This window comes from Ureibacillus sp. FSL K6-0165 (genome assembly GCF_038004285.1).
GTDB classification, from domain to species: domain Bacteria; phylum Bacillota; class Bacilli; order Bacillales_A; family Planococcaceae; genus Ureibacillus; species Ureibacillus thermosphaericus.
This window is the reverse complement of sequence record NZ_JBBOQS010000002.1, coordinates 204,266-230,417: the sequence shown is the minus strand read 5'-3', so window position 1 is coordinate 230,417 and position 26,152 is coordinate 204,266. Positions and strand designations below refer to the sequence as shown.

Below are 26,152 nucleotides of genomic sequence, written 5' to 3'. Positions count from 1 at the left end.
GAAATGTAATAAAAAGGCCATCTTTTTGAAGAAAATATGATATTTTTCAAAAGTAAATATATGTAAGAATGGCTGCCTAGAAATTCTAGACAGCCATTTTCATTACCACCAAATAATTGTGTTAAATGCCAAGAAGAATGTGAATGCAATGACAGCTCCTACCCATACAAAAGTGGAGATTACACCGATAAAAGGTGCATGTTTATCATCCATATGCATGAAGGAATATAGTTGTAATACAACTTGAATACCAGCTAATAGTAAGATCACTGGTTTAATAAAAGTTGGTGCAAAGTCAGCAACAACTGTTGCAAATGCAACGAATGTTAAGAAAATCATAATCGCAAAATTAATAACTTGCTTGCGCATTTGTACTGCGCTTTTTCTGCGATCAAATTCGTATTGGGACTGGCTTCTACCTTGAATCTCAGTATCGTGACTCATATTATCCTAACACCCCCATGAGGTATACTACCGTAAAGATGAATACCCAAACAACGTCAATAAAGTGCCAATAAATGGACGCTACAAAGTATTTAGGTGCGTTGTATAGATTCAGACCACGACTAGCATTACGGACGATTAAGCAGATCATCCAAACTAATCCGATAATTACGTGAAGACCGTGCGTTCCTACAAGTGTAAAGAATGCTGAAGAGAACGCAGATTGAGTATAACCAAAACCAATGTGTACATAGTGATAGAACTCATAAATTTCAAGGGCAAGGAAGCCAAGTCCAAGAAGAACTGTTACTCCAGTCCAAAGTTGAACCCCTTTGAAATTATAGTTTTTCAAATGATACATCGCATATACAGAAGTTAATGATGATGTTAAAAGGAACATCGTCATCACAAAGGCCAATGGTAATTCAAATAGTTCTTGAGATGTGAACTGCATACCTGCTGGACCTTTGTTTCTCAAAGAAATGTATGTTGCAAATAAACTTGCGAATAACACAATATCGCTACAAATGAAAATCCAAATACCTACGTACTTATTTTTACCTTCATGTGTTGCTTGTTCTGGGTGTTCTGGCCAAGTTTGAGGGGTGAATTTAGTATTTAACATTATTTATTTCCCCCTTTTCCATAAAGCTCATTTTCAATTTCAATAATTTCTTCTGCATGTAAGTGATATCCTAAATCATCTTTTACTGAACGAACAATCATTGCAAGTACAGTAATACCAAGTCCAATTACCATTACTGGTACTGACCAAGATTCTCCATCTGGATGATATAATGCACCAAATGCAGCGACGAATAATCCGATTGACATAATAAGCGGTAAAATTGAGTTATTTGGCATATGAACATCGCCAAGTGGCTCTGCATATGTCATGCCTTCAGGATTTCCTTCTTGTTTTTCAATCCAATATGGGTCAAATCCACGAACAAGTGGAGTTTGTTTAAAGTTATAGAATGGAATAGGAGTTTTTAATGCCCATTCTAAAGAACGTCCATCTCCCCAGTAGTCGCGGCAGTTTAATGGTTCAGATTTAATTGATAACAACATGTTTAGAACCATTAACACTACACCAATTGCCATCATAATCGCACCGATGGATGAAATGAAGTTGAATAAATCCCAACCTTGACCTTCCATGTAAGTGAATACGCGGCGTGGCATACCCATTAATCCAAGGAAGTGCTGTACAAAGAATGTTAAATGGAATCCGATAAAGAAAATCCAGAATGTCCAATAACCTAATTTTTCGCTCATTGCACGGTTGAAGAATAACGGCCAATAGAAGTGGAATGATGCAAAGATTGCCGTTACGATACCACCAACGATTACGTAGTGGAAGTGTGCAACGATAAAGTATGAATCGTGTAATTGATAGTCAAGTGGTGCAGTTGCCTGCATTACACCTGTTACCCCACCAGCAACGAAAGATGGGATAAATCCTAAAGCGTAAATCATTGGTACAGTAACTTTAATAGAACCGCCCCAAATTGTCAGAATCCAGTTAAATACTTTCATACCTGTAGGAACAGCAATCGCCATTGTTGCAACTGCGAAAATAGCGTTAGCTGTTGCACCAAGACCAGTTGTAAACATGTGGTGAGCCCAAACCATGAATCCTAAGAAACCGATTAAGATTGTCGCGAATACCATTGAAGAGTATCCAAATAAACGTTTACGAGCAAATACCGGAATAATTTCAGAGAATAATCCGAATGCTGGTAAAACTAAGATATACACTTCAGGGTGACCGAAAATCCAGAATAAGTGCTCCCAAATAATCGTATTACCACCCATTGTATGATCGAAGAAGTTTGCATCGAACATACGGTCAACTAACATCAAGAATAACCCTACAGTAAGTGGAGGGAATGCGAATAAAATTAATGTACTAGAGATTAGCGATGTCCAAGTAAATAAAGGCATACGCATAAATGTCATACCTGGTGCACGCATAGTGATAATAGTAACAATGAAGTTAATACCAGAAATTAATGTACCTGCACCAGAAATCTGTAAACCTAATACATAGAAGTCAATACCATGTCCAGGTGAATATAAAGATAATGATGCATATGAAGTCCAACCAGCATCAGGTGCTCCACCCATAAAGAATGATAAGTGCAAGAATGTAGCACCTAAGAAGAATAACCAAAATCCTAATGAGTTCAGGAATGGGAATGCTACGTCACGAGCACCAATTTGTAAAGGTACAACCATGTTCATAAAGCCGAATAATAGTGGTGTTGCTGCTAAAAAGAGCATTGTTGTACCGTGCATTGTTAATAACTCATTGAAAGTACCGGCAGAAATAAAGTCGCTATTTGGAAACATTAGTTGAATACGCATTAAAAGCGCTTCAAAACCTGCGATAGCAAAGAATAATAGCCCAGAGAATAGGTACAATACCGCAAGTTTTTTATGGTCAACAGTTGTTAAATAGTCCCAAATAACCGCACCCACGCCCTTTTTCTTTGTGACTGCTACTGAGCTCACAACTTTAACCTCCTTAATTAATCTCTATCTATATCTTTTAAATGATTATTTTTCAACTGATAAGCTCATTAAGTAATCAGCTACAGCACTTACTTCCTCATCAGTTAATTCTTTATACATGTCAGTCATTAAGTTGCCTGGTTTATATTTTTCAGGATTTTTAATCCATGCTTCTACATTCTCTTTTGTATGCTCTAAGATACCTGCAACACGGTTGCGATCACCAAATGTTGTTAAGTTTGGACCCATTGCTCCAGCAGGGCTAACTGCAGAAACTGCGTGACAACCTAAGCAGTTTTGAGCAAATACTGCTTCACCTAAATCTGTTGAATCAGTAGAAGCTGTTTGACCTTCTGTAGCTTGCATAGCAGCTACCCAAGCATCAAAGTCTTGACGATTTAATGATTTTACTTTGAAATCCATTAATGCGTGAGAAGGACCGCAAAGTTCAGCACATTTTCCGTACCATACACCTTCTCCACCATTTAAGCCTGCAGATTCTTTATCGAATACTAGATAGAATTTATTTACGTTTTCAACGTTAGTATCGATTTTTCCGCCGATTGCAGGAATCCAGAATGAGTGTTTAACGTCAGCTGCTTTTAAGTTGAAGTAAACCTTTTCATTTGTTGGAACAACTAGTTCTTGAGCAGTGACAATACCATATTCAGGATATTCAAATTCCCACCAATATAATTTTGCAGTAACATTTACTGTTAGCGCAGTTGGATTACCTTCCTCATCCACTTCATCCATAGCAGATACATCGGCAAATTTATAAGTAGCCAAAATAGTTGGAACAGATAAAATTAATAAAAGAATAATTGGGATAACTGTCCAAATTACTTCTAAAGTGTGGCTACCTTCCACTTGTTTTGGCATGTAATCTTCGCCGAGTTTAGAGCGACGGAATTTCGCGAAAGTAAGTAAATAAAGAACTGAAACTACTATAACTACTAACGTCATGATGCTTGTAGCTAGTAATAGTAGATTAAATTGCTCTTTTCCGACAGCACCAGATGGTCGAAGTGTTGAAATATACTCTTCACCACAGCCCGATAAAATAATAGCAAATGCTGCTAATAACGGGAAAAGAGACCATTTTTTAAGCCCTTTCTTCATAGCTTAATTAAACCCCTCTTTCTTTTGATTGTCTTGTCTAACAGGACATTATGGCTCTATCTATTTGAATTCTTTATTGAAGAAAGAATCCCTGATGGTATAAAACTGTTAATTAATGAGTGAAATTTTTACTGTAATTCATATCATCAATCAAACTAATACAACATATACTTAGTATAAACAGTACTTAATCTAATAATGGTGCTTAATAAGTGCAAAAACCGCTATTTAGCAGTTTATACATAAAAATGAAACAATAACCATATTAACATACAATTTTCATTAGATGAATGACATTTTTTTAAAATAAAAATTTAAATATAACTCCATGCATTTATTACATACATGTCCTAATGAAAACACAGTTTCCCCATGAGCTCCATTTTCACTAGCTCTGAGTTTACTATGACGATCATTATATTGGCAAGAAAATTCAATGCCTCAAAATTTCAGCCCGCTATTATTTCCCTCCTTTTTTTCCTTTCAAAATTGTAAGCTTTACTTACTAAATTCTACTATATCGAACTTTGTGCCAAATTTCTAGATTATAAGGTGAATTTTGTGTGAAACACCAAGTTCAATGACCTTAATTTCTACTTTACTACAAAGCATATTATAAGGAACTATCAATTAATAGTATTTTTGTGAAATCTTTTTCACATTTCTGTGAACAGTTTGTGAAATTTCATATCAATTATTTCGTGCGAATTCTTTGAAGTTGTCTTTTTTGTATGAATTCGCTATCATCATAAAAGCATAGCTTTTTTCATGCAATTTTTACAGAGTATAAAAGTAGGTGTCAATTAATGCAACACAGGTATTATTGGATATTAAAATGGGTTGCAGTAGCTACTACCCTTGGTATGTTGCTTATTCTATTAGGGGGAGCTCTCGTAACAAAAACGGATAGCGGTTTAGGCTGTGGTCGAAATTGGCCAGATTGTAACGGATCATTGATTCCGAAAGAAATTACTACTGAAGTGTTGATTGAGTTTTCCCATCGCTTTGTTACCGGGGCAGTCTCCATCCTAGTTTTAATATTAGTTTTTTGGACATGGAGATCTCTCAGTCACGTTAAGGAAGTTAAATTTTTAGGATTTCTAGCAATCTTTTTCCTTGTATTGCAAGCATTAATTGGTGCTGCCCAAGTACTTTGGGGACAAGGCGATTTTATTTTAGCCCTGCACTTTGGTATTTCCCTTATTTCCTTTGCAGCCGTAATGTTGCTCGCAATGATTGTTTTCGAAGTCGATCAGAAATTTGATGCTGATCGGGTTATTATTCGTAGAAAATTAAAGTGGCATACCATTGGTGTTACCCTTTATTCATACATAGTAATATATACCGGAGCGCTAGTTAGACATACAGGATCAAGTTTAACATGCCCTAGTTGGCCGTTTTGCTATAACGATAAACCATTTAGTTTACCTAGCAAAATGTATGAATGGGTGCACATGGGGCATCGTTTAGCCGCATTATTAATTTTCATTTGGATTTTATATATTATGATTCATGCCTTTAAACATTATAAAGATCAACGGGTTATTTATTGGGGCTGGATTATCGCGTTTATTCTTGTTGCTTTGCAAATTATTGCAGGCATGTTCATTATCTTGACTCAATTAAATTTAGTCGTGTCCTTACTGCATTCATTGTTTATTACACTATTGTTCGGACTGTTATGTTATATGATTTTATTAGTTGCCCGTAGTTCTTATAACGAAAATAAAAGATAATTTTCATGTGGATTGTTCTCTTAATGAGAGGCAATCCATTTTTATTTCATTACTATTGAATCGAATCTTCAAATCCTTAAAGATATTCCCCAAGCAATAATTGCTATACTACTATATTTCTTACGCTCTAGAGAATTTATCAACCAAATATTAAAAAAAAATGAGCGAATTAGAAAACATATCGCTTTCTAAATTCGCTCCATTTATGAAATTTCATATTCTTACATTATTCAAGTTCAATTAATAAGTCACCAGTTGAAATGGCATCGCCTGGTTTCGCGTAAATTTCTTTTATAACCCCATCGTTAGGTGCTTGTACAGTCGTTTCCATCTTCATTGCTTCTGTAATTAATAAATGATCTCCACGTTTTACACGACTACCATTTGATACAAGAACTTTTAATACCGTTCCAGGCATTGTTGCACCAATTTGATTCGGATTATTCGGATCTGCCTTAATAGCAATTGTTCCATCTGCTTCAACCGTTAAATCTTCAACTACGACTTCACGAGGTTGACCGTTAAATTCGAAGTAAATAACTCTCGTTCCATCGTGTTCTGCTTCACCAATCGATACTAATTTAATAATAAGTGTTTTTCCTTTTTCAATTTCTACTTCAATTTCCTCTCCGATTCTTAAACCATATAGGAATGAAGGCGTATCTAAAGCAGAAAGGTTGCCATATTTTTCAACAGCTTTAAAGTAATCTTCAACTACTTTTGGATAAAGTGCATAGGAGATAACATCTTTTTTCGTTAACGATTTGTTAACTTTTTTCTCCAGTTCTTCTTTCAATTTGTCAAAATCAACTGGTTCTAATAATTCACCAGGTCGAACTGTAATCGGTTTTCGATCTTTTAATATTACTTTTTGTAGTTCTTCAGGGAAACCACCGTGAGGCTGACCTAAATATCCTTGGAAAAATTCAACTACAGAATCAGGGAAATCAATCGTTTTTCCTTTTTCTAAAATGTTTTCCTCATTTAAATCATTTTGAACCATGAATAATGCCATGTCGCCAACAACTTTAGATGATGGCGTTACTTTAACGATGTCGCCAAATAATAAGTTAACACGAGAGTACATCTTTTTCACTTCATCCCAGCGATCAGCAAGGCCAACTGCTTTCGCTTGTTGCTGTAGGTTACTATACTGACCACCAGGCATTTCATGAACATAAATTTCTGAATGCGGGCTTTTCATGCCGCTCTCAAAATCTCGATAAAACTCTCGAACATCTTGCCAATAATAGGATAATTGCTCAAGAGAATCGATATCCGCACGTACTTGTCGATTTGAGCCGCTCATGGCATAATAAAGTGTATTTGCACTAGGCTGAGATGTTAAACCTGCCATGGAACTTAATGCCGTATCAACAATATCAACACCCGCTTCAATAGCTTTTGCATATGTGTAAATTCCATTGCCGCTCGTGTCATGAGTATGCAAATGGATTGGCAAGTCTACAGCTTCTTTTAGTTCAGAAATAAGCACATAAGCAGCTTCTGGCTTCAATAATCCCGCCATATCTTTGATGGCTAAAATATGTGCTCCAGCTCGCTCCAATTCCTTCGACATTTCTTTATAGTATTGAATTGTATATTTCGAACGAGTTGGATCTAAAATATCGCCAGTATAACAGATCGCAGCTTCTGCGATTTTGCCTGTGTTTCGAACTTCATCGATGGCAATTTCCATACCTTTAATCCAGTTTAAGCTATCGAAAATTCGGAATACGTCAATTCCTGCATTTGCAGCTTCTTTAATAAATTCGCGAATTAAGTTATCTGGATAGTTTGTATAACCTACCGCATTAGCACCACGGAACAACATTTGGAATAATATATTCGGAATTTGTTCACGGAGTTTCACAAGTCTTTCCCATGGATCTTCTTTTAAGAAGCGGTAACTCACGTCAAATGTTGCGCCACCCCAAAGTTCTAATGAGAAGAAATTATGCAACATGCGAGCATTATAATCTGCAATTTGATACATATCTTGGCTGCGAACTCGGGTTGCTAAGAGCGACTGGTGAGCATCACGGAATGTTGTATCCGTTAACAATACATCTTGTTGCTCCTTAATCCAACGAACAACCCCCTCTGGACCTTGTTCGTCTAAAAGTTGTTTTGTTCCCCGTGGTATCTCAGTGTTTTTAATATCCAATTTCGGTTTTGTCGGTTTGACAAAAATCGGTTTCTTCTTTTTCTCAATTCCAGGGAAGCCATTTAATGTTACATCCCCGATATATCTCAATAACTTTGTACCGCGGTCTTTGCGTGTAGCAAAGTTAAATAATTCAGGGGTTGAATCAATAAAACTTGTATCAAAATCACCAGATAAAAACTTCTCATGTAAAACAACATTTGTTAAAAATGGAATGTTCGTTTTTACACCACGAATTCGGAATTCACGCAAGTTTCGATCCATTTTCGCAGCAGCTTCTTTAAATGTTCTACCCCAAGTGGAAATTTTGACAAGCAAAGAATCGTAATAAGGGGTTACAACAGCTCCTTGGAATCCGTTGCCTGCATCTAAGCGCACCCCGAATCCACCGCTTGAACGATAAACCATGATTTTTCCTGTATCCGGCATAAAATTATTTGCTGGATCTTCTGTTGTAACGCGAGATTGAATCGCATGTCCAAATAAAGGAATTTCACTTTGTTCAGGGATTCCGATTTCTTTGGAATGAAGATTGTACCCTTCTGCAATTTTAATTTGCGCATGAACAATATCAATGCCCGTAATCATTTCAGTGATCGTATGTTCTACTTGAATACGCGGATTCACTTCGATGAAATAGAAGTCGTCACCGGAAACTAAAAATTCTACTGTTCCAGCATTCACGTATTCAACGTTTTTCATCAACTTAACTGCAGCTTCACAAATGGAGTTTCTCAAATATTCTGAAAGCGAAATCGATGGCGCAATCTCTACCACTTTTTGATGACGACGCTGAATAGAACAATCACGCTCATATAAATGAACGATATTGCCTGTTTTGTCCCCTAAAATTTGCACTTCTATATGTTTCGGTTTAATAATCGCTTTTTCCACGTATACTTCATCGGAACCAAAAGCAGCCTTTGCTTCTGATTTTGCCCTTTCATAGGCACTCTGTAATTCGTCTTTTGAATGCACCAATCGCATTCCTCGACCGCCACCGCCAAGCGCCGCTTTAATCATCACTGGATAACCTACATCATCTGCAAAGCGCTCTAATTCCTCAAAGGATGAAACAGGGCCATCGCTACCAGGAATAACTGGAATTCCCGCAAGAATTGCTTGTTCCCTTGCTTTCACTTTATCTCCAAAAATTTCTAAATGTCTAGAATTTGGACCGATGAAAATAATACCTTCTTCTTCACAGCGTTTCGCAAATTCAACATTTTCAGCTAAAAAGCCATAACCTGGATGGATGGCGTCTGCTCCTGATTCTTTTGCGATTTCAATGATGCCTTCAATATCTAAATAAGCATCGATTGGACCTTTCCCAACACCAACGATATAGGCTTCATCAGCTTTATAACGATGGTGTGAAGCACGATCCTCTTGAGAATAAATCGCAACTGTCTTAATGTCTAATTCATTGCAAGCTCGTAAAACACGAATTGCAATTTCCCCTCTGTTTGCCACTAATAATTTACGAATTTTTCTCATTGTGTCCCCCTAAGTTTTCTTTTTTCTAGTTTCTCATACATAGAAACATTGATTAATATGCCCATTGCGAAAGATAGAACCAATATAGATGATCCACCGTAACTAATGAATGGCAACGTTACCCCAGTTAATGGAATTAGTCCCGATAAACCACCTAGATTAGTAAAGGTTTGGATGGCAATCCAGCTAGCAATGCCCGCTGATATCATTCTTGCTAAAGGATCTTTCGTAAGCAAAGCAATCAAAATTCCTTTAAATACGATAAATCCTAAACCACCAAGTACAATAATAACGCCTAACAAACCCAATTCTTCCGCAATTACAGCCATTATAAAATCAGTTTGCGGTTCCGGTAAATACCCCAGTTTTTGTACGGATTGACCAAGACCTACACCTTCTAATCCACCAGAACCAATCGCCATATAGCCTCGAATGACTTGAAGGCCTGAACCTTGCTCATACTCAAATGGATTTAAAAAAGCTTTAATTCTCCCAATTCGATTTTCTGTAAAAATTGAATCCCTTTTAAATAACGCTAAAATTCCAATAATGGCTCCACCAAAAAGTGCTAATTCCGCAAAAAATTTAAAAAAGGTTCGTATGCGAATTCCACTTGCGGCAACAACTGCTATAGCGATGCCAGAAATAATAAGCACAGCTCCAATGTCAGTTTCATTTGCCACAAAAAAGATAATCGCAATCCATACTATAATGGGATAAATAATATGGTTTGGGTGTAAGTCTACCATCGGTGTTTTTAAACTTTTGTTATAAAAGGCACCGGCAAAATACAGTATGATTATCAGTTTTGCGAGTTCTGAAGGTTGGAATGACATAATTCCAAATAAATTAATCCAACTTCTTGATCCCGTCTCGGCTTCACCCGTACCAAATAGCAATAGCCAAAACATTAAAGTGATAATTAAGCCAACCATAAACATCATAATTTTTTTCCTACTATAATGTTTATACGGGAAAAAAGCACCGAGAACAAAGGTAAAAAATGCAACCACTAAATTAAATAATTGTTTTTTATAATAATAATCCGGTTCTTTACCGTTGACAATAGCTACCATCATACTGGAACTATAAATCATGACAAGTCCAAATAAACATAGGAACACATATACGAAAAATAATGGATAATCAAAATTTCTAATATAGTATGAAATATATTTTCTCATAGTAAAGACCTCTTTTAGAAAAAAAACTCAAATCAAATCGATTTGAGTCTTCTGTTACTTGTTTGTGTTTGTATATGCTTCATGTAACAAGGACAATTCCTTTTCTAATGTATCCAAAATCTTCCTGCCTTGTTCACGTTCAATCAATCCCAACTTTACGGCGAAATCGATTTCACGGGATAAGCCAAACATTTGTGTATCCAACACTTCTTCATACAAAGGACACTGTGGCATCGTTAAATGGTCCATTTGCACTTTAATTAAACGAGCTATTTTATCTGCATCTTCCAATAACAATTCTAAAGCTTTTTCTTGGAAGGAAGCTTGTGTTTTTTTCTCCATGAGGACGCCCCCATTAATGTGATTTCTTCTATTCTATCTTTATAAAGTTTAGCTTTTAGCACATAAAAATGCAAGTAGCAAACAATAGGTAGAACCGTGATAAATGATTATTTCTTTATTAAGATAGAATCTAGCTGTATACTGATATATGTAAAATAGTTAAGGGGGATATTTAAAAATGGAAAGCATCATTCCAATTAAAGGTAAAGTCAAGTATAAATTAACATTAGATCCATCCGTATGGATTTTTGATGATCGCAGAATTGATTTAAAATCTTATTTCACCAATCCGAAACAAGAAGAAGATGAAGATTTAAAATACTTATTTAACATGGGAAAACACTGGTCCCGTGAAATCATGGAAGGTGCAACATTCCCTCCTACATTAAAAACTGAAAGAAAATTTGACCGCCAAGGTATGAAAACTGGTACATTCGGAATGGAAATTAAATATTTTTTAAATCACGCTGAAATTGAAAAAGATGCAACTACAATTGTATTTGAATGCAAAGATGGTTCGGAACATGCTTTTCCAATTGAAGAAGCATACAAATTTATTTTTAAATATAGCCAAGATGGTAAGCCGCTAACAGAGGATGGACCTGTTCATTTAATTTTTGGAGATGGTTCAAACGTGGACAATCCTATCAAAAATATTTCCGCTATCCGAGTGGAATAGGATTGAGTGTATGCGTGTCCAATGTGTACTTTGTGATACCATCCACGAACTGGAAGACGACTCACCATTGGCTAAAAAATTAAGAAATCGACCAATACACACATATATGTGTGAAACATGCAATGATCGCATTACAACGAAAACCCTTGAGCGATTAGCAACTGGAAAATTTCGATTTTTCCGCAGCTCATCCAGCATTGATGAAGAATTATAAAAAATATCCAATTAAACAACATATGACCTATTATGAAATTTACTCTATTTTCATAATAGGTCATTCTTTATCAAGAAACAGTGATTCCCTGTTGCTGTTATTCATTTTTAATTAATCTTTTCTCTAACATTTCAACCAATTGATACATGAGTGTTGCAAAAATCGCGATAATGAGCAACGACATTAACACGAGATTGAAATTAAACACTTGGAATCCGTAAATAATTAAATATCCAAGTCCTCGGGAAGAAACAAGGAACTCCCCAACAATAACCCCTACCCAAGAAAGGCCAACGTTTACTTTTAATGTAGAAATGATCGTTGGGAAAGAAGCTGGTAAAATCGCTTCCTTAAACATTTGCCATTTGGTTGCATTAAATGTTTGCAATACTTTTAAGTAATTGGCATCCACATTTCGAAAAGATGTGTAGATTACAATGGTTGAAATGATAACTGAAATGATTGCTCCCATCGTGATGATGGAAGTCATTCCTGGACCAAGCGCTACAATTAATATAGGTCCGAGTGCCACTTTTGGCATGGAATTTAAAACGACGAGATAAGGATCTAAAATTTTTGAAACAGTTGGGAACCACCAAAGTATGGCCGCTAAAATTGTTCCGATCAACGTTCCAAGAATAAACCCAAGAACCGTTTCAAATAAAGTATAGTTTATGTGAATAAATATCGTACCGTCTGATACCATATTCGTTAACAACTTAAATATTCTGGAAGGTGCACTAAATATGAGCGGATCAATCCAGCGTTTAGAAGAAGCCATCTCCCAAAGTACAAAAAATCCTACTAAAATGAAGAGCTGGTAAAACTTGATCCACCGTTTTTCCTTTGCTAACCGTTTTTTATATTGTAAATGAAGTTCTTTAATGTTCAAGATGTTCAAGCTCCTTCCATATTTGTTGGAATAATGGGGAGTAGCTTGAATGACTGCGAGCTTCAAATGGAGTTAACGTTCTAATTTCTTCAGGTATATCAAACACTTTATGAATTTTACCGGGTCTTGCGGAAAATAGATAGATACGGTCACTCATAGCTATAGCTTCACCTATATCGTGCGTAACAAGAATGGCCGTTTTATTATATTGCTTTAACATTTTTGAAACGAGATCCTCAAGCTTTAATTTTGACTGATAATCCAGTGCAGAAAAAGGTTCATCTAATAGCAAAATTTTCGGATCTACCGCAAGCGTCCTGGCTAGCGCCACCCTCTGTCTCATTCCACCAGATAGTTCTCTCGGATATTTTTTCTCCACTGGCGGTAACCCAACATCTTGCAATAATTTCGATGCAATGCTCATATCAACATGTTTGTTTAGTAGTTTTAATCCGAGTGTAATATTCTCTTCAATCGTCTTCCAAGGAAATAAATAATCTTGCTGAAGCATATAGCCAATGGATAACTCTTTATTTCCATACACTTGCTGATTTTCTATGAACACGTTTCCATAGGTCGGTTGAAATAATCCTGCTATTATGGATAACAATGTTGTTTTTCCACAACCACTCGGACCAATAAAGGAAACAAACTCTCCTTCTTCTATCGTTAAATGAATATCCCGTAACGCTTCCGTTGCCGCATCCTTTGAAAAATACGTATGGCTGACATGTTCTACAACTAAGAAGCTCATATTACTTCGAAACCTTCTCTGCGAAAGTTGTATCTACTAGTTTCGAATAATCCATGCGCATCGGAAGTTCCCCTGCTTCATCCATAATGTCTTGCAAGTTATTCCACTCTTCTTCATCTAAAATTGGATCTTTGGCATAGGATTCTTGCTGGCGATAACGTTCTACAACTTGTGCAATCAATTCAATGTCCGTATCTTCAAAGAATGGCTGAATCGCTTTTGCCACCTCTTCTGCAGGTGCTTCATATACATAGTCTTGTGCTTTTTTAATAGCTCTTGTAAATTTCTCTGCCACTTCCGGATTTTTCTTTAAGTAGCTTTCTTTCGCCATAAACACCGTATATGGCACATGGCCGGATTCTGTACCAAAGGATGCAACTACATGGCCAATCCCTTCTTTTTCAAACACACTTGCTGTCGGTTCGAATAGCTGTACGAATTCACCAGTACCGGATGCAAAGGCTGTTGCAATATTGGCAAATTCAATGTTTTGGATTAAATTCAGATCCTTATGTGGATTGATTCCGTGTTTTTCAAGAACAAATTCTCCAACCATTTGCGGCATACCACCTTTACGTTGGCCAAGGAAAGTAGAACCTTTCAACATATCCCATGAAAATTCATCAATTTTCTCTCTAGACACTAAAAACGTACCATCTGTTTGAGTTAATTGAGCAAAGTTTTTTATCGGATCGTTAGCACCTTGAGCTGTCACATATATAGAAGTTTCAGCCCCTACAAGGGCAATATCTATCCCATCAGAAAGAAGTGCAGTCATTGTTTTATCCCCACCAGGGATAGTAGACAACTCTATTTCCAATCCTTCTTCTTCAAAATATCCATTGGAAATCGCAACGTATTGTGGTGCATAGAAAATCGAACGCGTTACTTCCCCTACTTTCACTTTTGTCATCTCTTTTTCTCCACAAGCAGCAAAGATAACCATTATCCCTACCAACATGACAGCAAGACTAATTTTCCACCATTTCATCCCTCTTACCTCCTTATTTCGTAGTTCTTTCAATTATCAAGAGTAGGTTATGCGAAGGAGAAAAGATGTGTGATTACCTAAAGATGGGAGAAAAATTCAATTTTGAGCGGATATTTTCTCCTCTTGAGAGGATAGCACACCGATTTGTGTAGATACGCTCCTTGCTTGTGCGAATACTCTCTTCACTCGTATAGATAGTACACCAGCTCGTGCGGATACTCTCTCTGCTCGTGAAAATATGCTCTCCTCTCGTACAAATAGCATACTCTGGTAGATACTCTCTCCCCCACACATAGAAATTCCTTATTTCTATGAAATCTCTAACTACTTATAATGTTTAACATTTACTCTATTTACCAAAAAAGAGCGAATTGGGAAAACACAATGTTTTCTCAATTCGCTCTTCATCTAAGCTCATTTTTTCTGTGACGTGACAGGGATTCTTCTATTACTTAAAAGACACTGCTACTTGCAAATTAATTCATAGGTATTGTAATTGAATAGCGATAGGATCCCTAATCAATAATAAACTACCTAATATTCTAATGCATCTGGAATCACATTTTTCCACATACAAATTAAGCTTCTTGTTCTTCCTTCTTCTCTCGCCATAAACGAATTTTATAAAGAATTAATACAAGTGCTGCAACAATTAATCCTTCAATCATTGGCAAGAAAATCGCGAAGAATGTCAGAAGAATACAACCTAAAAATAGGAAAATATAAATAATTATATTTTTACCTAAACTAAGTTTTTTCGCAAAGCCGAGTTTATACACTATTGCAGATAAGATGAAAACTAAGAAAAAGATAATATATCCTGCAGTTGTATTGCTTGGAGCACTTTCGTAAACATAACGAGTAATCGGTGACATGCGATTAAACACTCGTTCTGTATCACTAAGTACTGGTGCAGACGCTAATATCAAACTGAAAAGCTTCAATTCGAACAACACCTTTCATACTTTAAAAGAAAGAATTATACTTGTTCAGCGTATTTTTTCTTTTTCGCTACTTTTTCTCTTTCGTTTTTATCTAATATTTGTTTACGTAAACGAATCGATTCTGGTGTTACTTCTAAGTATTCATCATCGTTTAAAAATTCCAATGCTTCTTCCAACGTTAAAATGCGTGGCTTTTTAATCACTGCAGTTTGATCTTTTGTTGCGGAGCGGATATTTGTTTTTTGCTTTTGTTTTGTAATATTCACAGCAAGGTCATTATCTCGGTTATTTTCTCCAACAATCATGCCTTCGTAGATTTCTGTTCCGGGCTCTACAAATAGAGTACCACGATCTTCAATTTGCATCATCCCATAAGTCGTTGCTTTTCCTGTTTCCATTGAAACCAGCGCTCCATTATGGCGTCCGCCAACACGACCAGGAACAACCGGTTGATAGCTATCAAATGAATGGTTAATAATACCATATCCTTTTGTAATGGACATAAATTCCGTTGTATATCCAATTAGACCTCGAGAAGGCACCATGAAAATTAGACGTGTTTGTCCATTTCCGTTATTTGTCATATCCATCATTTCGCCTTTACGATGTCCTAATGATTCAATGACTGCACCCACGTATTCTTCAGGAACATCCACTTGTACTCTCTCAACTGGTTCACATTTGACACCATCGATTTCTTTAATGATTACTTGCGGTTTCGATACTTGTAATTCATATCCTTCACGGCGCATGTTTTCAATTAAAATTGATAAATGTAACTCCCCACGGCCAGAAACGATCCATGCATCTGGAGAATCCGTATCTTCTACACGTAAAGAAACGTCTGTTTCTAATTGTTGTTTTAACCGTTCTTCTAGTTTACGAGCCGTCACAAATTTCCCTTCTCGACCTGCAAATGGAGAATTATTTACAAGGAAAGTCATTTGCAATGTTGGTTCATCAATGTGAAGCGGTGGCAATGCGTCTTGATGATCAATCGGACATACCGTTTCTCCGACGTTAATATCTTCCATTCCTGACACTGCAACAATATCTCCAGCGCTCGCAGATTCAATTTCTTCTCGTTTCAATCCTGAATAACCTAATAATTTCGTAACTCGATATTGCTTTACACTGCCGTCTAATTTCATTAGTGCAACTGATTGGCCAACATGAATTTTTCCTCGGAATATACGGCCTACCCCAATTCGGCCTACGTAATCATTATAATCGAGCATCGTTACTTGGAACTGTAAAGGCTCTTCTGAATTATCAACTGGTGCTGGGATGTGATCTAAAATTGTATCAAATAAACATTGCATATTTTCTTCTTGATTTGCTGGGTCCGGATCAAGACTTGCTGTACCATTGACTGCAGAAGCATATACGACAGGGAAATCTAATTGATTTTCATCGGCACCTAATTCAATTAATAAATCTAATACTTCATCTACGACTTCAAGAGGGCGGGCAGAATCTTTATCAATTTTATTCACCACAACGATTGGCGTTAACTTTTGTTCTAATGCTTTTTTCAAAACGAAGCGAGTTTGAGGCATACATCCTTCAAACGCATCAACAACAAGTAAAACTCCGTCAACCATTCTTAAAATTCGCTCTACTTCGCCGCCGAAATCCGCGTGTCCTGGAGTATCTAAAATATTGATTTTTGTACCTTTATAGTGAACGGCTGTATTTTTTGCTAAAATAGTAATGCCGCGTTCACGCTCTATATCATTCGAGTCCATTACTCGTTCTTCTACATGTTCATTTATTCGAAAAGTTCCAGATTGTTTTAATAATTGATCCACTAATGTTGTTTTTCCGTGGTCAACGTGTGCGATGATTGCAATATTGCGAATATCTTCACGTAATTTCGTCATATTTCCACTCCAATTTCTTTGTTCATAAGATTAACTGTGTTATTATATCACAAGACCGTAAAAAATTGTCCTTTTCTGAAATATTACATTTTTTTAACATTCGGAACATTAAAGGGGGCGCTATGCATGAATAAAGCGAAAATCGTGATGTTTATATTTTCCTTAGCCGCACTTTTGTCAATGATCTCCATCGGTTATGCAATTGCTACGGAAAGCGTTGTAACAATCATTGCAAGTATCATTGCATTATGTGCTGTCATGGGACTTGGATTTCGCATGAAAAAAAAGTTTCGAGAAAAGGGGCTTTTATAAAATAAATGGCCTGACTAAAAAGTTTTGCACTTTTTGGTCAGGCTTAACTATTTTTTATAGTTCTTTCTCTGCTATGGTCACATCAATTGCGTCTCCTCGTCGAATTTATCAGCGACGAAAGCGATAGCGGCAGTCGTAATTAACGCTCATTCTTTTTGTTACCTCAATATCCTATTTTAATTCGATAAATTCATCTAACAACTTTTGATGAATGGATGGATTTGCAATTAAAAATGTATCATTGGACAATAAATTGAATGGTTCACCTTTTAAATTTGTTACAACGGCTCCTACCTCTTGTGCAATCACCATTCCTCCTCCAATATCCCATGGCGCTAATCGCATTGATAGATAAGCATCAAGTTTCCCAGTAACAACTAAAGCGATTTCCATGGCAGCAGAGCCATAAGATCGAGTTCCTCTAACCGTTCGAATGAGATTGGCGATTTTTTCATGATTGATTTTTCCATTTTGAATCACCCAACTTGAATTGATGCCAATAATCGCTTCTTCAATTGTCAAAGGTTCTAATTTGCGAATTGGATGATGGTCAATATACGCTCCTTCTCCTCGTATTGCATATATCAGCTCATTCCGCATGACGTCATATAAATATCCTAGCTTCCCTACTCCATCAACAAAAAAACCAACTGTAATCATGAAATTGCGATGTTGTTTAATAAAGTTCATTGTGCCATCAATCGGGTCAATAATCCAAATGGGGCCATCAAGTGTGACGATTTTGTCGCCCAACCCTTCTTCTCCCATAATTTTATGGGATGGATCTAATTCTTTTATTTTCTTTACAAAAAATTGCTCGATTTGACAATCAATATTTGTCACTAAGTCATTCGCATCTGTCTTCGTTTCTATAATCAATTCCTTCGAAAAGGATTCTCGTATTTGTTCGCCAGCATCATAAATCAATTTTATCGCAAATTCATTTATTTTTTGTAAATCCATTCCACTAACCCTACCTTCTTTATCAGCAATCGAATTCTTCTATTCTAGTATATTATTTACAAAATTCAGAAATTTACTTCGGATAAAATAAACGAAATATTCTAATACTTTAACATTTTAACATGAATTCTTCAAATGGACCCCTGTTTATTTTAGTTGTATATTTCATGTAAAGTCTTTATTTTTTTCATTTTCAAATTGTTATTATATACTTTTTGAGAAGGAAAGAGGGATAGCAGGGAGTAATTTTTTCAAAAATATTAAGGAGTTATATTTTCAAAATAAAAAATCACTTGCTCTACAAATGAAAGCAAGTGACTTTAATGGAAGGGAAAATGTTTACGCATATGCGTGCAGACCATTTAGCTCATCCTGAATTTCTTTTAAACGTTTTTTACATCTTTCCATTTCTTTCGTATCGTTTTCCTGCATCGCGGAATATAAGGAAGCCAACTCATAATCTAATTCTAACCGTAAAACATGTTCATATTGCTTTTCAATATCGACTTTGCGGATGATCTTAACCATTTGTTTCATGAACATCACTTTCCTTTCCCAATTATTTTTTGTCAAAAGGATAAATGCTATTGTTACAAGATTTTTCCCAAAAAACGTGAAAAATAAACATTTGATTCAAAAAGGAGGAAAACAAATCATGGTCGATATAAAATGGACAAATTCCGATTTCAATGTCTTTACCATTGACGGCTTAGATCATCGGATGGATGCACTAAAAACCATCGTACGTCCAAAATTCGAAGCATTAGGTAACCATTTTGCCGGTTATTTCAGCGCTAAAACTGGAGATGAATTTTTTGCCCATATAGCAAAACATGCAAGAAGAACAGTCAATCCGCCTAACGATTCATGGGTAGCATTTGCACCTTACAAACGAGGTTACAAATCACTTCCTCATTTTCAAATTGGGCTTACGCACACCCATTTATTCATTATTGTTGCAATTATTTATGAAGCCCCACAAAAATCTGCCATGGCAGATCGTCTATTAAATTCAATCGATGTTTTTTACGAATTGCCAGATGATTTTATTATTTCAGGGGATCATACATCTTTAGATGCTATTCCGCTAAAAGAAGCATTGAACGGTCAATTGAATGAACTTCTTATTCGTTTAAGAGACGTCAAAAAAGGAGAATTTTTAGTTGGGCGTCATATTCCTCGGGAACAATGCATAAATCTATCTTCGGAAGAGTTTTTAAAAGTCGCTGAAAATACTTTTGAAGCCCTTTTCCCAATTTACGATATCATCATTGGGAAAAATTAGGATTTACAATCGGATATATTTACAGATATAATTTCCTGTTTTGAGGAAAAGTCGATTTTCTGCTATATGTTGTATAATTAATATGCTCAGGACGACTTTAATCATTACATTTTTCTTCCGCTTTTTTTCATCAAATTCATTTATAAACTCCATTAATGATTCATATATTGATGTTTGGGAAAGGAAAAAAGGAGCGTAAATGACCGCTCCTTTTTGTTGTCTTTATCTTCGTTTTTTTTTTGATTCAAGTACAATTGTTTCCCCATTTTCCAGTTTTCTTGCCTGTTTCACTACCGGGTAACTAGCATATCCACTGACCTCTTCAAATTCACGAAACAGTGTTTTTTCTTCTGCTTTCGATGGAACGATTTCTTTAAAACGCCGATACTTTTCTAACATCACTTCTCTTTTAATGCCTTTTTCATATGCTTGTTCAATTCCTTCAAAAAATTTTACTACCGTGATAATTTCTTCCGTTGTCCAATCCGGCGAAATAGGATACGCATATTCCATTGACAGTACCTCTCTTTTTTCTCTTTATCTTCCCCACTTTAATCGAATTTCTTCCGCTTCCCGGATCATTCGATCAATCAGTTCTTTTACGGTTGGTACATCTTTTATTAAACCAGTTACTTGTCCTGCCCAACCGAATCCGTTCTTTGCATCTCCATCGTAAATGAAGCGTTTATTGGCCTTTCCGCTTATGTATTCTTTTAACGCTTCATAAGTAGGGGTTTCCTTTTCAATTTCCAAAATTTTTTCAGTAAATTCACTTTTTAATGCGCGAGCTGGAGTTCCTAATGAGCGTTTGATAACCGTAGTATCTGTTTCTGTACTGTTGATTAGCGCGTCGATATAGGCAGGTGATGCATGCACACACTCTTTTGTCGCAATGAATCGTGTCCCCATTTCGATTCCTTCTGCCCCAAGGGACAATGCTGCCATCAAACCACGGCCATCCCCAATTCCCCCAGAAGCAATTACTGGGATTGAGACGCTATCTACTACTTGCGGAACGAGCACCATTGTCCCCACATCATCTCGACCTAAATGCCCTCCACCTTCTTGTCCTACAACCATCACTGCGTCCGCACCAAGTTCTTCAGCTTTTTGTGCTTGACGGCGTGCCGCTACTAATACTAACTTTTTCACATCAACACCTTCAAGTAATTTGAACATCGGTGCTGGATTTCCTCCAGTCATCGATATAACGGGCACTTTTTCTTCAATGGCTACTTCCACCATTGGCTCATATCCTTTCCCGTAATTGCCAAAAGCAAAATTGACGCCGAAAGGTTTATCCGTTTTCTCTTTCGTTTTTCGAATTTCTTCTCTTAATTGTTCTGGTGTTTCTAAACTGAGAGCAGTAATTTGTCCAAGTCCACCAGCATTAGATACGGCTGCAGCTAAATCTGAGTATGCTAAATAAGCTAAGCCACCTTGTATGATTGGATATTGTATTCCTAATAATTTCGTTACTCTTGTATCCCAATTCAACATTTACATCCCCTTTTCATCATAATTATTTATATAGTTCTTCAATAAAACTTGAATTTCCTTTAATTTTTTATAGCATGTGTAGCCTATAGATGCTATAATTTCTTTGTTTTGAATATTAATTAAAAGCGAGGTGGTACCTGCGTTGTCACAGTTAGAAACTCCTTTGTTCGACGCATTGCTAAAACATCGAAACAGACATCCAATCCAATTCCATATTCCCGGACATAAAAAGGGACAAGGAATGGATCCTGCGTTTCGAGAATTCGTCGGAGACAACGTTTTATCAATTGATTTAATCAATATTGCTCCACTAGATGATTTACATTCACCAAAGGCTGCTATTAAAGAAGCTCAAGAACTTGCTGCACAAGCTTTTGGTGCTGATTATACATTTTTCTCTGTTCAAGGAACTAGTGGTGCTATCATGGCGATGATTATGTCTGTCGTCGGTCCAGGAGATAAAATTTTGGTACCACGAAATGTTCATAAATCAACAATGTCAGCGATTATTCTTTCAGGTGCTATTCCGATATTTATTTATCCTGAAGTGGATGAAGAATTCGGTATCACCCATGGAATCTCAGCAGAATCCGTTGAAAAAGCAATCGAAACATATCCTGATGCAAAGGCTGTACTTGTCATTAATCCAACATATTTTGGTTTTGCTGCTGATTTAAAACGCATTGTGGATATCGCACATACTTCAAATATACCAGTAATCGTTGATGAGGCCCATGGCATTCATTTAAAATTCCATGATGAACTACCAATCTCAGCAATGGAAGCTGGTGCAGACATGGCCGCAACAAGCGTACATAAGCTGGGAGGGTCTTTAACGCAAAGTTCTGTATTAAACGTACGAGAAGGTCTTGTGAGCGTAAGTCGAGTTCAATCAGTGTTATCAATGTTGCAAACGACTTCCACTTCATATCCGCTATTAGCATCCCTCGACTGTGCTAGAAGACAATTAGCAGTTCATGGATATGATTTAATTGACCAAGCCATTCGCCTGGCAAAAGAAGCAAGAAAACGAATTAACAAAATTCCTCACTTAAAAGTTGCTGGAAGAGAAAAATTGCATTCTTCTGCTACATTCGATATGGATCAGACAAAATTGTTAATCAGCGTAAAAGATTTAGGAATTACAGGTCATCAAGCGGAGGAATGGCTTCGTCAAAATGCGAATATTGAAGTAGAGCTATCTGACCTATACAACATCCTTTGTCTTGTAACATTAGGCGATACAAAAAAAGAAATTAATTTGCTAATTAACGCGCTCCAACGTATGTCTCAAACCTTTGATTCTGAAGCTTGCGTGAAAGAAACAGAAGTCAATGTACCGGACATTCCTGCTCTTGCCATGACACCAAGAGATGCCTTTTATTCCAGTACGGAAGTAATTCCTTTTAAAGATTCCGCTGGTTATATTTGTGCTGAATTTATTATGGTATATCCTCCAGGCATTCCAATCTTTATTCCTGGGGAAGTCATTACAGAAGAAAATATAAAGTATATTCAAATGAATATTGAAGCAGGATTGCCGGTCCAAGGTCCAGAAGATGCGAGCCTACAAACCATTCGGGTTATTAAAGAACGCAAACCGATATATTAGTATGCATTAAAAGATGAAAGAGGTTGGGACAAAACCCACCTCTAACTAAAAATAGCCGCTGGCATTTTACACAAGTAAAATGTCGGCGGCTTAATTTTATTGCATCATAAAAGGACACTTTCTGCTAAAATTTAAGTATCTGACCCCAAAAATTTTAGCCAAAGGAAGTGTCCTTATGTTTAAATATTATAACATGAATCAACTAGTTTTGCCTTTAGATTTAGAAGTAAAATTACAAGAAAATGATATTGCCTTCCACATTCATCATTTAGTAGAAAGTATTCCACATGAAGCCTTTGAGCCATTTCTTCGAAATACAGGTTGTCCTGCTTATCATCCACGCATGATGTTAAAAATTATTTTGTGTGCTTATTCTCAATCTGTCTTTTCAGGTCGTAAAATTGAAGCACTATTAAAAGACAGTATTCGCATGATGTGGTTAGCCCAAGGATATGAACCCAGCTATCGTACAATTAACCGTTTCCGTGTTCAACCTGAAGTAAAAGAGTTAATCCGTCAGTGTTTTGTCCAATTCCGTTGCCAACTCGTACAAGAAAAATTGATTGATCAGGAAGCCATTTTTATTGATGGTACAAAGATTGAAGCGAATGCGAATAAGTTTACATTTGTATGGAAAAAATCGATTGAAAAAGAAATCATACCTGAAATTGAACGTGAAAGCGAGGATGAACTATTAATAGAAGAACTCGCTCAAATGGTTCAAAAAGTAGATGATGTGATTACAGAATATGACCAAAAAATTGAAGCATCGTCAGATGCCTCAGAACGAAAAGCATTAAGAAGCAAGCGAAAATATCCGAAGAAAGCATATAAACAGTTAATTGACTTTATCATACGTAAACAGAAGTACCAAAAAGACTTTGAAATCTTTGGTGAACGGAATAGTTATTCCAAAACAGATTCTGATGCGACGTTCATGCGAATGAAAGATGATTATATGAAAAATGGCCAACTGAAGGCGGGATATAATGTACAAATCGCAACAGAAGGTCAATACGCACTAGCCTATGGAATTTATTCTAATCCCACAGACTCGCGTACTCTAATTCCTTTTTTGGATGAGATTGAGAAACATTTTTTTAATTTACCGAAGCATATTGTCGCAGATGCAGGTTATGGTAGTGAACAAAACTATGATGAGATACTTTCGAAACGAAGACGAGAAGCACTGATTACGTATAACATGTACTTGAAAGAGCAAAAGAAAAAGTATAAACAAAACAAATTTAATCCAGACAATTGGCAGTATGACAAGGAAAGTGATACATACACTTGCCCGAATCAGCAACGCCTCGTATTCAAATATGTATCAGTACGTACAGATAAAACAGGTTTCAAACGAGAGTTTAAAATCTATGAGTGTGAAGATTGTTCGGGATGCCCCCTTCGTTCATCTTGCACGAAAGCAAAAGAAGGCAACAATCGAAAACTCATGGTGAATGAGAAGTGGAAAAAACAAAAAGAATATGTAAGAGCGAAGCTTTCAGAAGAGAAAACGAGTTCAATTTATCGTCAACGCAAAATTGACGTAGAACCAGTTTTTGGATTCTTGAAGGCTAATTTGCGTTTCACTCGATTTTCTGTACGTGGAAAATCGAAGGTTGAAAACGAAATAGGTATCGCATTAATGGCCGTGAATTTACGAAAATACACAGCACAGGTATGAGTTAACAAAAGATAGTAGTAAAAAAAGCAAAAAAGGCGAATTTGAGTGAGCTCAAATTCGCCTTTTTCTCGTTTTGAAGCTAGTTATGTCCCAGCCTCTTTTTACATAAAAATATATGCAAATATTGGACATAAAATCGCACCAATTACCGCACTAAGCCCCAAAGATAATGAGCCAATCGACAAATCCAGTTCACTATAATCCACAAGCTTAGACGTTCCAACTCCGTGACTAGCGCTCCCCATCGCAATTCCACGACTAATGGATGATTCAATTTTCCCAATGGAAAACACAACAGAACCAAGTAATGCTCCTGTAAATCCTGCAATCATGACCAATACGGCAGTAAGAGGTGGGATCCCGCCAATTGTTTCACTCACTTGCATTGCTACAGGTGTCGTAATGGATTTTGGTAAAGCTGTTAATATTAATTCTTTATCTAATTTAAAAATAACAAGCAAAGTATAAATACTAATTAAACCACTCACCATGGCTATCAAGATACCAGATAGAATCGTATATTTATATTTCAACACCATTTCCCACTGATTGTATAAAGGATAAGCTAATGCCACAACTGCTGGACCCAGCAAATGTTGTAAATAACGTCCGCCTTCCATATACACTTCGTAAGGAATATTCAATAAAAGCAGTCCTGCAATAATAATAATCGACGAAGTTAAAATTGGCATGAAAAACTGATAAGGGAATCGTTTATGTAATTTCACCATTAATAAAAATATGATAACGGTGCTAATGATGGATATACTTGCTTGCATGATCCATTTCTCCCTTCTCCTTCTTCTCTTTCATTGCTAGCTCTTTTTTCTCAATCCATTGACAAATCAAACTTGTTGTGATTAGTACAAATAGTGTACTAACAATAACGGATGCCATTAATAATGAGCCAGACAAGGAGAAAAGCTCAGGATAATTAATTATGCCAATCATCGGTGGAATAAAGAACAACATCATAAAACCAATTAAAAAGGATGCACCATCTTTTATATAATCTACTTTTATCCATTTTAACTGCAAGCATATAAATAAAAGCACTAACCCTATAACACTAGCTGGCAATGGTAGTTTTGTTAAATTACCAATTAATACACCAGCATAATAAAAAATATACAGAATCAAAATTTGAGCGATTATCCGAACAACTCTCATAGAATCATTAGAAAAAGGAAATCCTTTTTCTAAACTCACCTCCGTATCCGTTATTTTATACCTGTGACAAAATAATGTCTATTCTTTTAAATTTATAAAAATCAAAACTATCTAAATATTGAAGATAAATTCCTAATTTATGAGGATGAATTCTCGAATAAACGGATAAATGCATTTTTACAATGAAGGAGCTGGCATCTTTTTTTTGATGTAATTGCTCCACTAAATAAGAATCTCCTTCTTGTGCAGATAACACT

The 26,152-nt window shown here is 36.2% G+C and carries 26 protein-coding genes; 7 read left to right on the top strand and 19 right to left on the bottom strand.

Annotation, left to right across the window (positions count from 1 at the left end; all coding sequences use genetic code 11):
• Nucleotides 1-102: 102 nt before the first annotated feature.
• The 4 genes from NST00_RS14765 to coxB are packed head-to-tail and all read right to left on the bottom strand — an operon-like array spanning nucleotide 103 to nucleotide 4,083.
• Nucleotides 103-444 (bottom strand): cytochrome C oxidase subunit IV family protein, encoded by a 342-nt coding sequence (locus NST00_RS14765; RefSeq protein ID WP_016837537.1) that lies wholly within the window; start codon nucleotides 442-444, stop codon nucleotides 103-105.
• 1 nt (nucleotide 445) lies between these two features.
• Nucleotides 446-1,072 carry a cytochrome (ubi)quinol oxidase subunit III gene (locus NST00_RS14760; protein ID WP_026019003.1) on the bottom strand — a complete coding sequence of 209 codons (627 nt, stop codon included), beginning with the start codon at nucleotides 1,070-1,072 and terminating at the stop codon, nucleotides 446-448.
• A complete protein-coding gene (locus tag NST00_RS14755) occupies nucleotides 1,069-2,961 on the bottom strand; it encodes a cytochrome c oxidase subunit I (protein WP_016837539.1) in 1,893 nt (630 codons plus the stop codon). Before NST00_RS14755 ends, NST00_RS14760 begins: the two co-directional genes overlap by 4 nt.
• A 45-nt stretch (nucleotides 2,962-3,006) precedes the next feature.
• Nucleotides 3,007-4,083, bottom strand: coding sequence for a cytochrome c oxidase subunit II (gene coxB / locus NST00_RS14750; protein ID WP_016837540.1), 1,077 nt, complete (start codon nucleotides 4,081-4,083; stop codon nucleotides 3,007-3,009).
• Nucleotides 4,084-4,889: 806 nt separating this feature from the next.
• Here coxB and NST00_RS14745 point away from each other — a divergent pair.
• A complete protein-coding gene (locus NST00_RS14745; RefSeq protein WP_016837541.1) occupies nucleotides 4,890-5,819 on the top strand; it encodes a COX15/CtaA family protein in 930 nt (309 codons plus the stop codon).
• A gap of 226 nt (nucleotides 5,820-6,045) precedes the next feature.
• Here the strand turns inward: NST00_RS14745 and pyc are convergent, their stop codons facing one another.
• Genes pyc through NST00_RS14730 form a run of 3 tightly spaced genes read right to left on the bottom strand, consistent with a single transcriptional unit; the run spans nucleotide 6,046 to nucleotide 11,009 of the window.
• The gene (pyc, locus tag NST00_RS14740; protein WP_016837542.1) at nucleotides 6,046-9,483 is read right to left on the bottom strand and encodes a pyruvate carboxylase; all 3,438 of its coding nucleotides are present in this window, start codon (nucleotides 9,481-9,483) and stop codon (nucleotides 6,046-6,048) included.
• On the bottom strand, nucleotides 9,480-10,667 hold the full coding sequence (locus NST00_RS14735; RefSeq protein ID WP_016837543.1) for an FtsW/RodA/SpoVE family cell cycle protein: 1,188 nt from the start codon (nucleotides 10,665-10,667) through the stop codon (nucleotides 9,480-9,482). The genes pyc and NST00_RS14735 overlap by 4 nt, the downstream gene beginning before the upstream one ends.
• 54 nt (nucleotides 10,668-10,721) lie before the next feature.
• Nucleotides 10,722-11,009, bottom strand: coding sequence for a YlaN family protein (locus NST00_RS14730; protein WP_016837544.1), 288 nt, complete (start codon nucleotides 11,007-11,009; stop codon nucleotides 10,722-10,724).
• Nucleotides 11,010-11,187: 178 nt separating this feature from the next.
• Here NST00_RS14730 and NST00_RS14725 point away from each other — a divergent pair, with 178 nt between their 5' ends.
• Nucleotides 11,188-11,688 (top strand): hypothetical protein, encoded by a 501-nt coding sequence (locus tag NST00_RS14725; RefSeq protein WP_016837545.1) that lies wholly within the window; start codon nucleotides 11,188-11,190, stop codon nucleotides 11,686-11,688.
• A gap of 10 nt (nucleotides 11,689-11,698) precedes the next feature.
• A complete protein-coding gene (locus NST00_RS14720; RefSeq protein WP_016837546.1) occupies nucleotides 11,699-11,902 on the top strand; it encodes a YlaI family protein in 204 nt (67 codons plus the stop codon).
• Between the two features lie 97 nt (nucleotides 11,903-11,999).
• Here NST00_RS14720 and NST00_RS14715 read toward each other — a convergent pair whose 3' ends face one another.
• The 5 genes from NST00_RS14715 to typA all read right to left on the bottom strand — a co-directional run bounded on the left by NST00_RS14715 (nucleotide 12,000) and on the right by typA (nucleotide 17,366).
• Nucleotides 12,000-12,794, bottom strand: a complete 795-nt coding sequence (locus NST00_RS14715; RefSeq protein ID WP_016837547.1) for an ABC transporter permease — start codon at nucleotides 12,792-12,794, stop codon at nucleotides 12,000-12,002.
• On the bottom strand, nucleotides 12,784-13,548 hold the full coding sequence (locus NST00_RS14710) for an ABC transporter ATP-binding protein (protein ID WP_016837548.1): 765 nt from the start codon (nucleotides 13,546-13,548) through the stop codon (nucleotides 12,784-12,786). The genes NST00_RS14715 and NST00_RS14710 overlap by 11 nt, the downstream gene beginning before the upstream one ends.
• 1 nt (nucleotide 13,549) lies before the next feature.
• On the bottom strand, nucleotides 13,550-14,539 hold the full coding sequence (locus NST00_RS14705) for an ABC transporter substrate-binding protein (RefSeq protein WP_339288941.1): 990 nt from the start codon (nucleotides 14,537-14,539) through the stop codon (nucleotides 13,550-13,552).
• 578 nt (nucleotides 14,540-15,117) lie between these two features.
• The gene (locus tag NST00_RS14700) at nucleotides 15,118-15,483 is read right to left on the bottom strand and encodes a YlaH-like family protein (RefSeq protein WP_016837559.1); all 366 of its coding nucleotides are present in this window, start codon (nucleotides 15,481-15,483) and stop codon (nucleotides 15,118-15,120) included.
• A 35-nt stretch (nucleotides 15,484-15,518) separates the two neighbouring features.
• On the bottom strand, nucleotides 15,519-17,366 hold the full coding sequence (typA, locus tag NST00_RS14695) for a translational GTPase TypA (RefSeq protein WP_016837560.1): 1,848 nt from the start codon (nucleotides 17,364-17,366) through the stop codon (nucleotides 15,519-15,521).
• A 126-nt stretch (nucleotides 17,367-17,492) separates the two neighbouring features.
• Between typA and NST00_RS14690 the strand changes: the two genes are divergently transcribed.
• Nucleotides 17,493-17,678: a DUF5325 family protein gene (locus tag NST00_RS14690; protein WP_016837561.1), complete on the top strand. Its 186-nt coding sequence runs from the start codon at nucleotides 17,493-17,495 to the stop codon at nucleotides 17,676-17,678.
• A 171-nt stretch (nucleotides 17,679-17,849) separates the two neighbouring features.
• Here NST00_RS14690 and NST00_RS14685 read toward each other — a convergent pair whose 3' ends face one another.
• Nucleotides 17,850-18,641, bottom strand: a complete 792-nt coding sequence (locus tag NST00_RS14685; RefSeq protein ID WP_096550562.1) for an inositol monophosphatase family protein — start codon at nucleotides 18,639-18,641, stop codon at nucleotides 17,850-17,852.
• Nucleotides 18,642-18,980: 339 nt separating this feature from the next.
• On the bottom strand, nucleotides 18,981-19,178 hold the full coding sequence (locus NST00_RS14680) for a hypothetical protein (protein ID WP_016837563.1): 198 nt from the start codon (nucleotides 19,176-19,178) through the stop codon (nucleotides 18,981-18,983).
• Nucleotides 19,179-19,296: 118 nt separating this feature from the next.
• On the opposite strand from NST00_RS14680, the gene NST00_RS14675 reads away from it, so the two are divergent.
• A complete protein-coding gene (locus NST00_RS14675; protein ID WP_016837564.1) occupies nucleotides 19,297-19,926 on the top strand; it encodes a YktB family protein in 630 nt (209 codons plus the stop codon).
• A 222-nt stretch (nucleotides 19,927-20,148) separates the two neighbouring features.
• On the opposite strand, the gene NST00_RS14670 is transcribed toward NST00_RS14675, so the two are convergent.
• Complete coding sequence (locus tag NST00_RS14670; protein WP_340710298.1) at nucleotides 20,149-20,439, bottom strand: UPF0223 family protein; 291 nt, start codon at nucleotides 20,437-20,439, stop codon at nucleotides 20,149-20,151.
• A gap of 24 nt (nucleotides 20,440-20,463) precedes the next feature.
• Entirely contained in the window at nucleotides 20,464-21,423 is a 960-nt protein-coding gene (locus NST00_RS14665; RefSeq protein WP_026019005.1) for an NAD(P)H-dependent flavin oxidoreductase, read from the bottom strand.
• Nucleotides 21,424-21,568: 145 nt separating this feature from the next.
• On the opposite strand from NST00_RS14665, the gene NST00_RS14660 reads away from it, so the two are divergent.
• Entirely contained in the window at nucleotides 21,569-23,038 is a 1,470-nt protein-coding gene (locus NST00_RS14660; RefSeq protein WP_016837567.1) for an aminotransferase class I/II-fold pyridoxal phosphate-dependent enzyme, read from the top strand.
• A 175-nt stretch (nucleotides 23,039-23,213) separates the two neighbouring features.
• The gene (locus tag NST00_RS14655) at nucleotides 23,214-24,725 is read left to right on the top strand and encodes an IS1182 family transposase (protein WP_340710297.1); all 1,512 of its coding nucleotides are present in this window, start codon (nucleotides 23,214-23,216) and stop codon (nucleotides 24,723-24,725) included.
• 101 nt (nucleotides 24,726-24,826) lie between these two features.
• On the opposite strand, the gene NST00_RS14650 is transcribed toward NST00_RS14655, so the two are convergent.
• Genes NST00_RS14650 through NST00_RS14640 form a run of 3 tightly spaced genes read right to left on the bottom strand, consistent with a single transcriptional unit; the run spans nucleotide 24,827 to nucleotide 26,118 of the window.
• Nucleotides 24,827-25,504: an LrgB family protein gene (locus NST00_RS14650; protein ID WP_016837568.1), complete on the bottom strand. Its 678-nt coding sequence runs from the start codon at nucleotides 25,502-25,504 to the stop codon at nucleotides 24,827-24,829.
• A complete protein-coding gene (locus NST00_RS14645) occupies nucleotides 25,479-25,934 on the bottom strand; it encodes a CidA/LrgA family protein (protein WP_016837569.1) in 456 nt (151 codons plus the stop codon). Before NST00_RS14645 ends, NST00_RS14650 begins: the two co-directional genes overlap by 26 nt.
• 16 nt (nucleotides 25,935-25,950) lie before the next feature.
• Entirely contained in the window at nucleotides 25,951-26,118 is a 168-nt protein-coding gene (locus NST00_RS14640; RefSeq protein WP_016837570.1) for a hypothetical protein, read from the bottom strand.
• Nucleotides 26,119-26,152 lie beyond the last annotated feature (34 nt).

Excerpts from the sequence above, each read along its gene's own strand:
- NST00_RS14765 (WP_016837537.1), bottom strand. The coding sequence starts at position 444 with ATGAGTCACGATACTGAGATTCAAGGTAGAAGCCAGTCCCAATACGAA.
- coxB (WP_016837540.1), bottom strand. The coding sequence starts at position 4,083 with ATGAAGAAAGGGCTTAAAAAATGGTCTCTTTTCCCGTTATTAGCAGCA.
- NST00_RS14745 (WP_016837541.1), top strand. The coding sequence starts at position 4,890 with ATGCAACACAGGTATTATTGGATATTAAAATGGGTTGCAGTAGCTACT.
- pyc (WP_016837542.1), bottom strand. The coding sequence starts at position 9,483 with ATGAGAAAAATTCGTAAATTATTAGTGGCAAACAGAGGGGAAATTGCA.
- NST00_RS14735 (WP_016837543.1), bottom strand. The coding sequence starts at position 10,667 with ATGAGAAAATATATTTCATACTATATTAGAAATTTTGATTATCCATTA.
- NST00_RS14730 (WP_016837544.1), bottom strand. The coding sequence starts at position 11,009 with ATGGAGAAAAAAACACAAGCTTCCTTCCAAGAAAAAGCTTTAGAATTG.
- NST00_RS14725 (WP_016837545.1), top strand. The coding sequence starts at position 11,188 with ATGGAAAGCATCATTCCAATTAAAGGTAAAGTCAAGTATAAATTAACA.
- NST00_RS14720 (WP_016837546.1), top strand. The coding sequence starts at position 11,699 with ATGCGTGTCCAATGTGTACTTTGTGATACCATCCACGAACTGGAAGAC.
- NST00_RS14710 (WP_016837548.1), bottom strand. The coding sequence starts at position 13,548 with ATGAGCTTCTTAGTTGTAGAACATGTCAGCCATACGTATTTTTCAAAG.
- NST00_RS14705 (WP_339288941.1), bottom strand. The coding sequence starts at position 14,539 with ATGAAATGGTGGAAAATTAGTCTTGCTGTCATGTTGGTAGGGATAATG.
- typA (WP_016837560.1), bottom strand. The coding sequence starts at position 17,366 with ATGACGAAATTACGTGAAGATATTCGCAATATTGCAATCATCGCACAC.
- NST00_RS14690 (WP_016837561.1), top strand. The coding sequence starts at position 17,493 with ATGAATAAAGCGAAAATCGTGATGTTTATATTTTCCTTAGCCGCACTT.
- NST00_RS14685 (WP_096550562.1), bottom strand. The coding sequence starts at position 18,641 with ATGGATTTACAAAAAATAAATGAATTTGCGATAAAATTGATTTATGAT.
- NST00_RS14680 (WP_016837563.1), bottom strand. The coding sequence starts at position 19,178 with ATGAAACAAATGGTTAAGATCATCCGCAAAGTCGATATTGAAAAGCAA.
- NST00_RS14675 (WP_016837564.1), top strand. The coding sequence starts at position 19,297 with ATGGTCGATATAAAATGGACAAATTCCGATTTCAATGTCTTTACCATT.
- NST00_RS14670 (WP_340710298.1), bottom strand. The coding sequence starts at position 20,439 with ATGGAATATGCGTATCCTATTTCGCCGGATTGGACAACGGAAGAAATT.
- NST00_RS14655 (WP_340710297.1), top strand. The coding sequence starts at position 23,214 with ATGTTTAAATATTATAACATGAATCAACTAGTTTTGCCTTTAGATTTA.
- NST00_RS14650 (WP_016837568.1), bottom strand. The coding sequence starts at position 25,504 with ATGCAAGCAAGTATATCCATCATTAGCACCGTTATCATATTTTTATTA.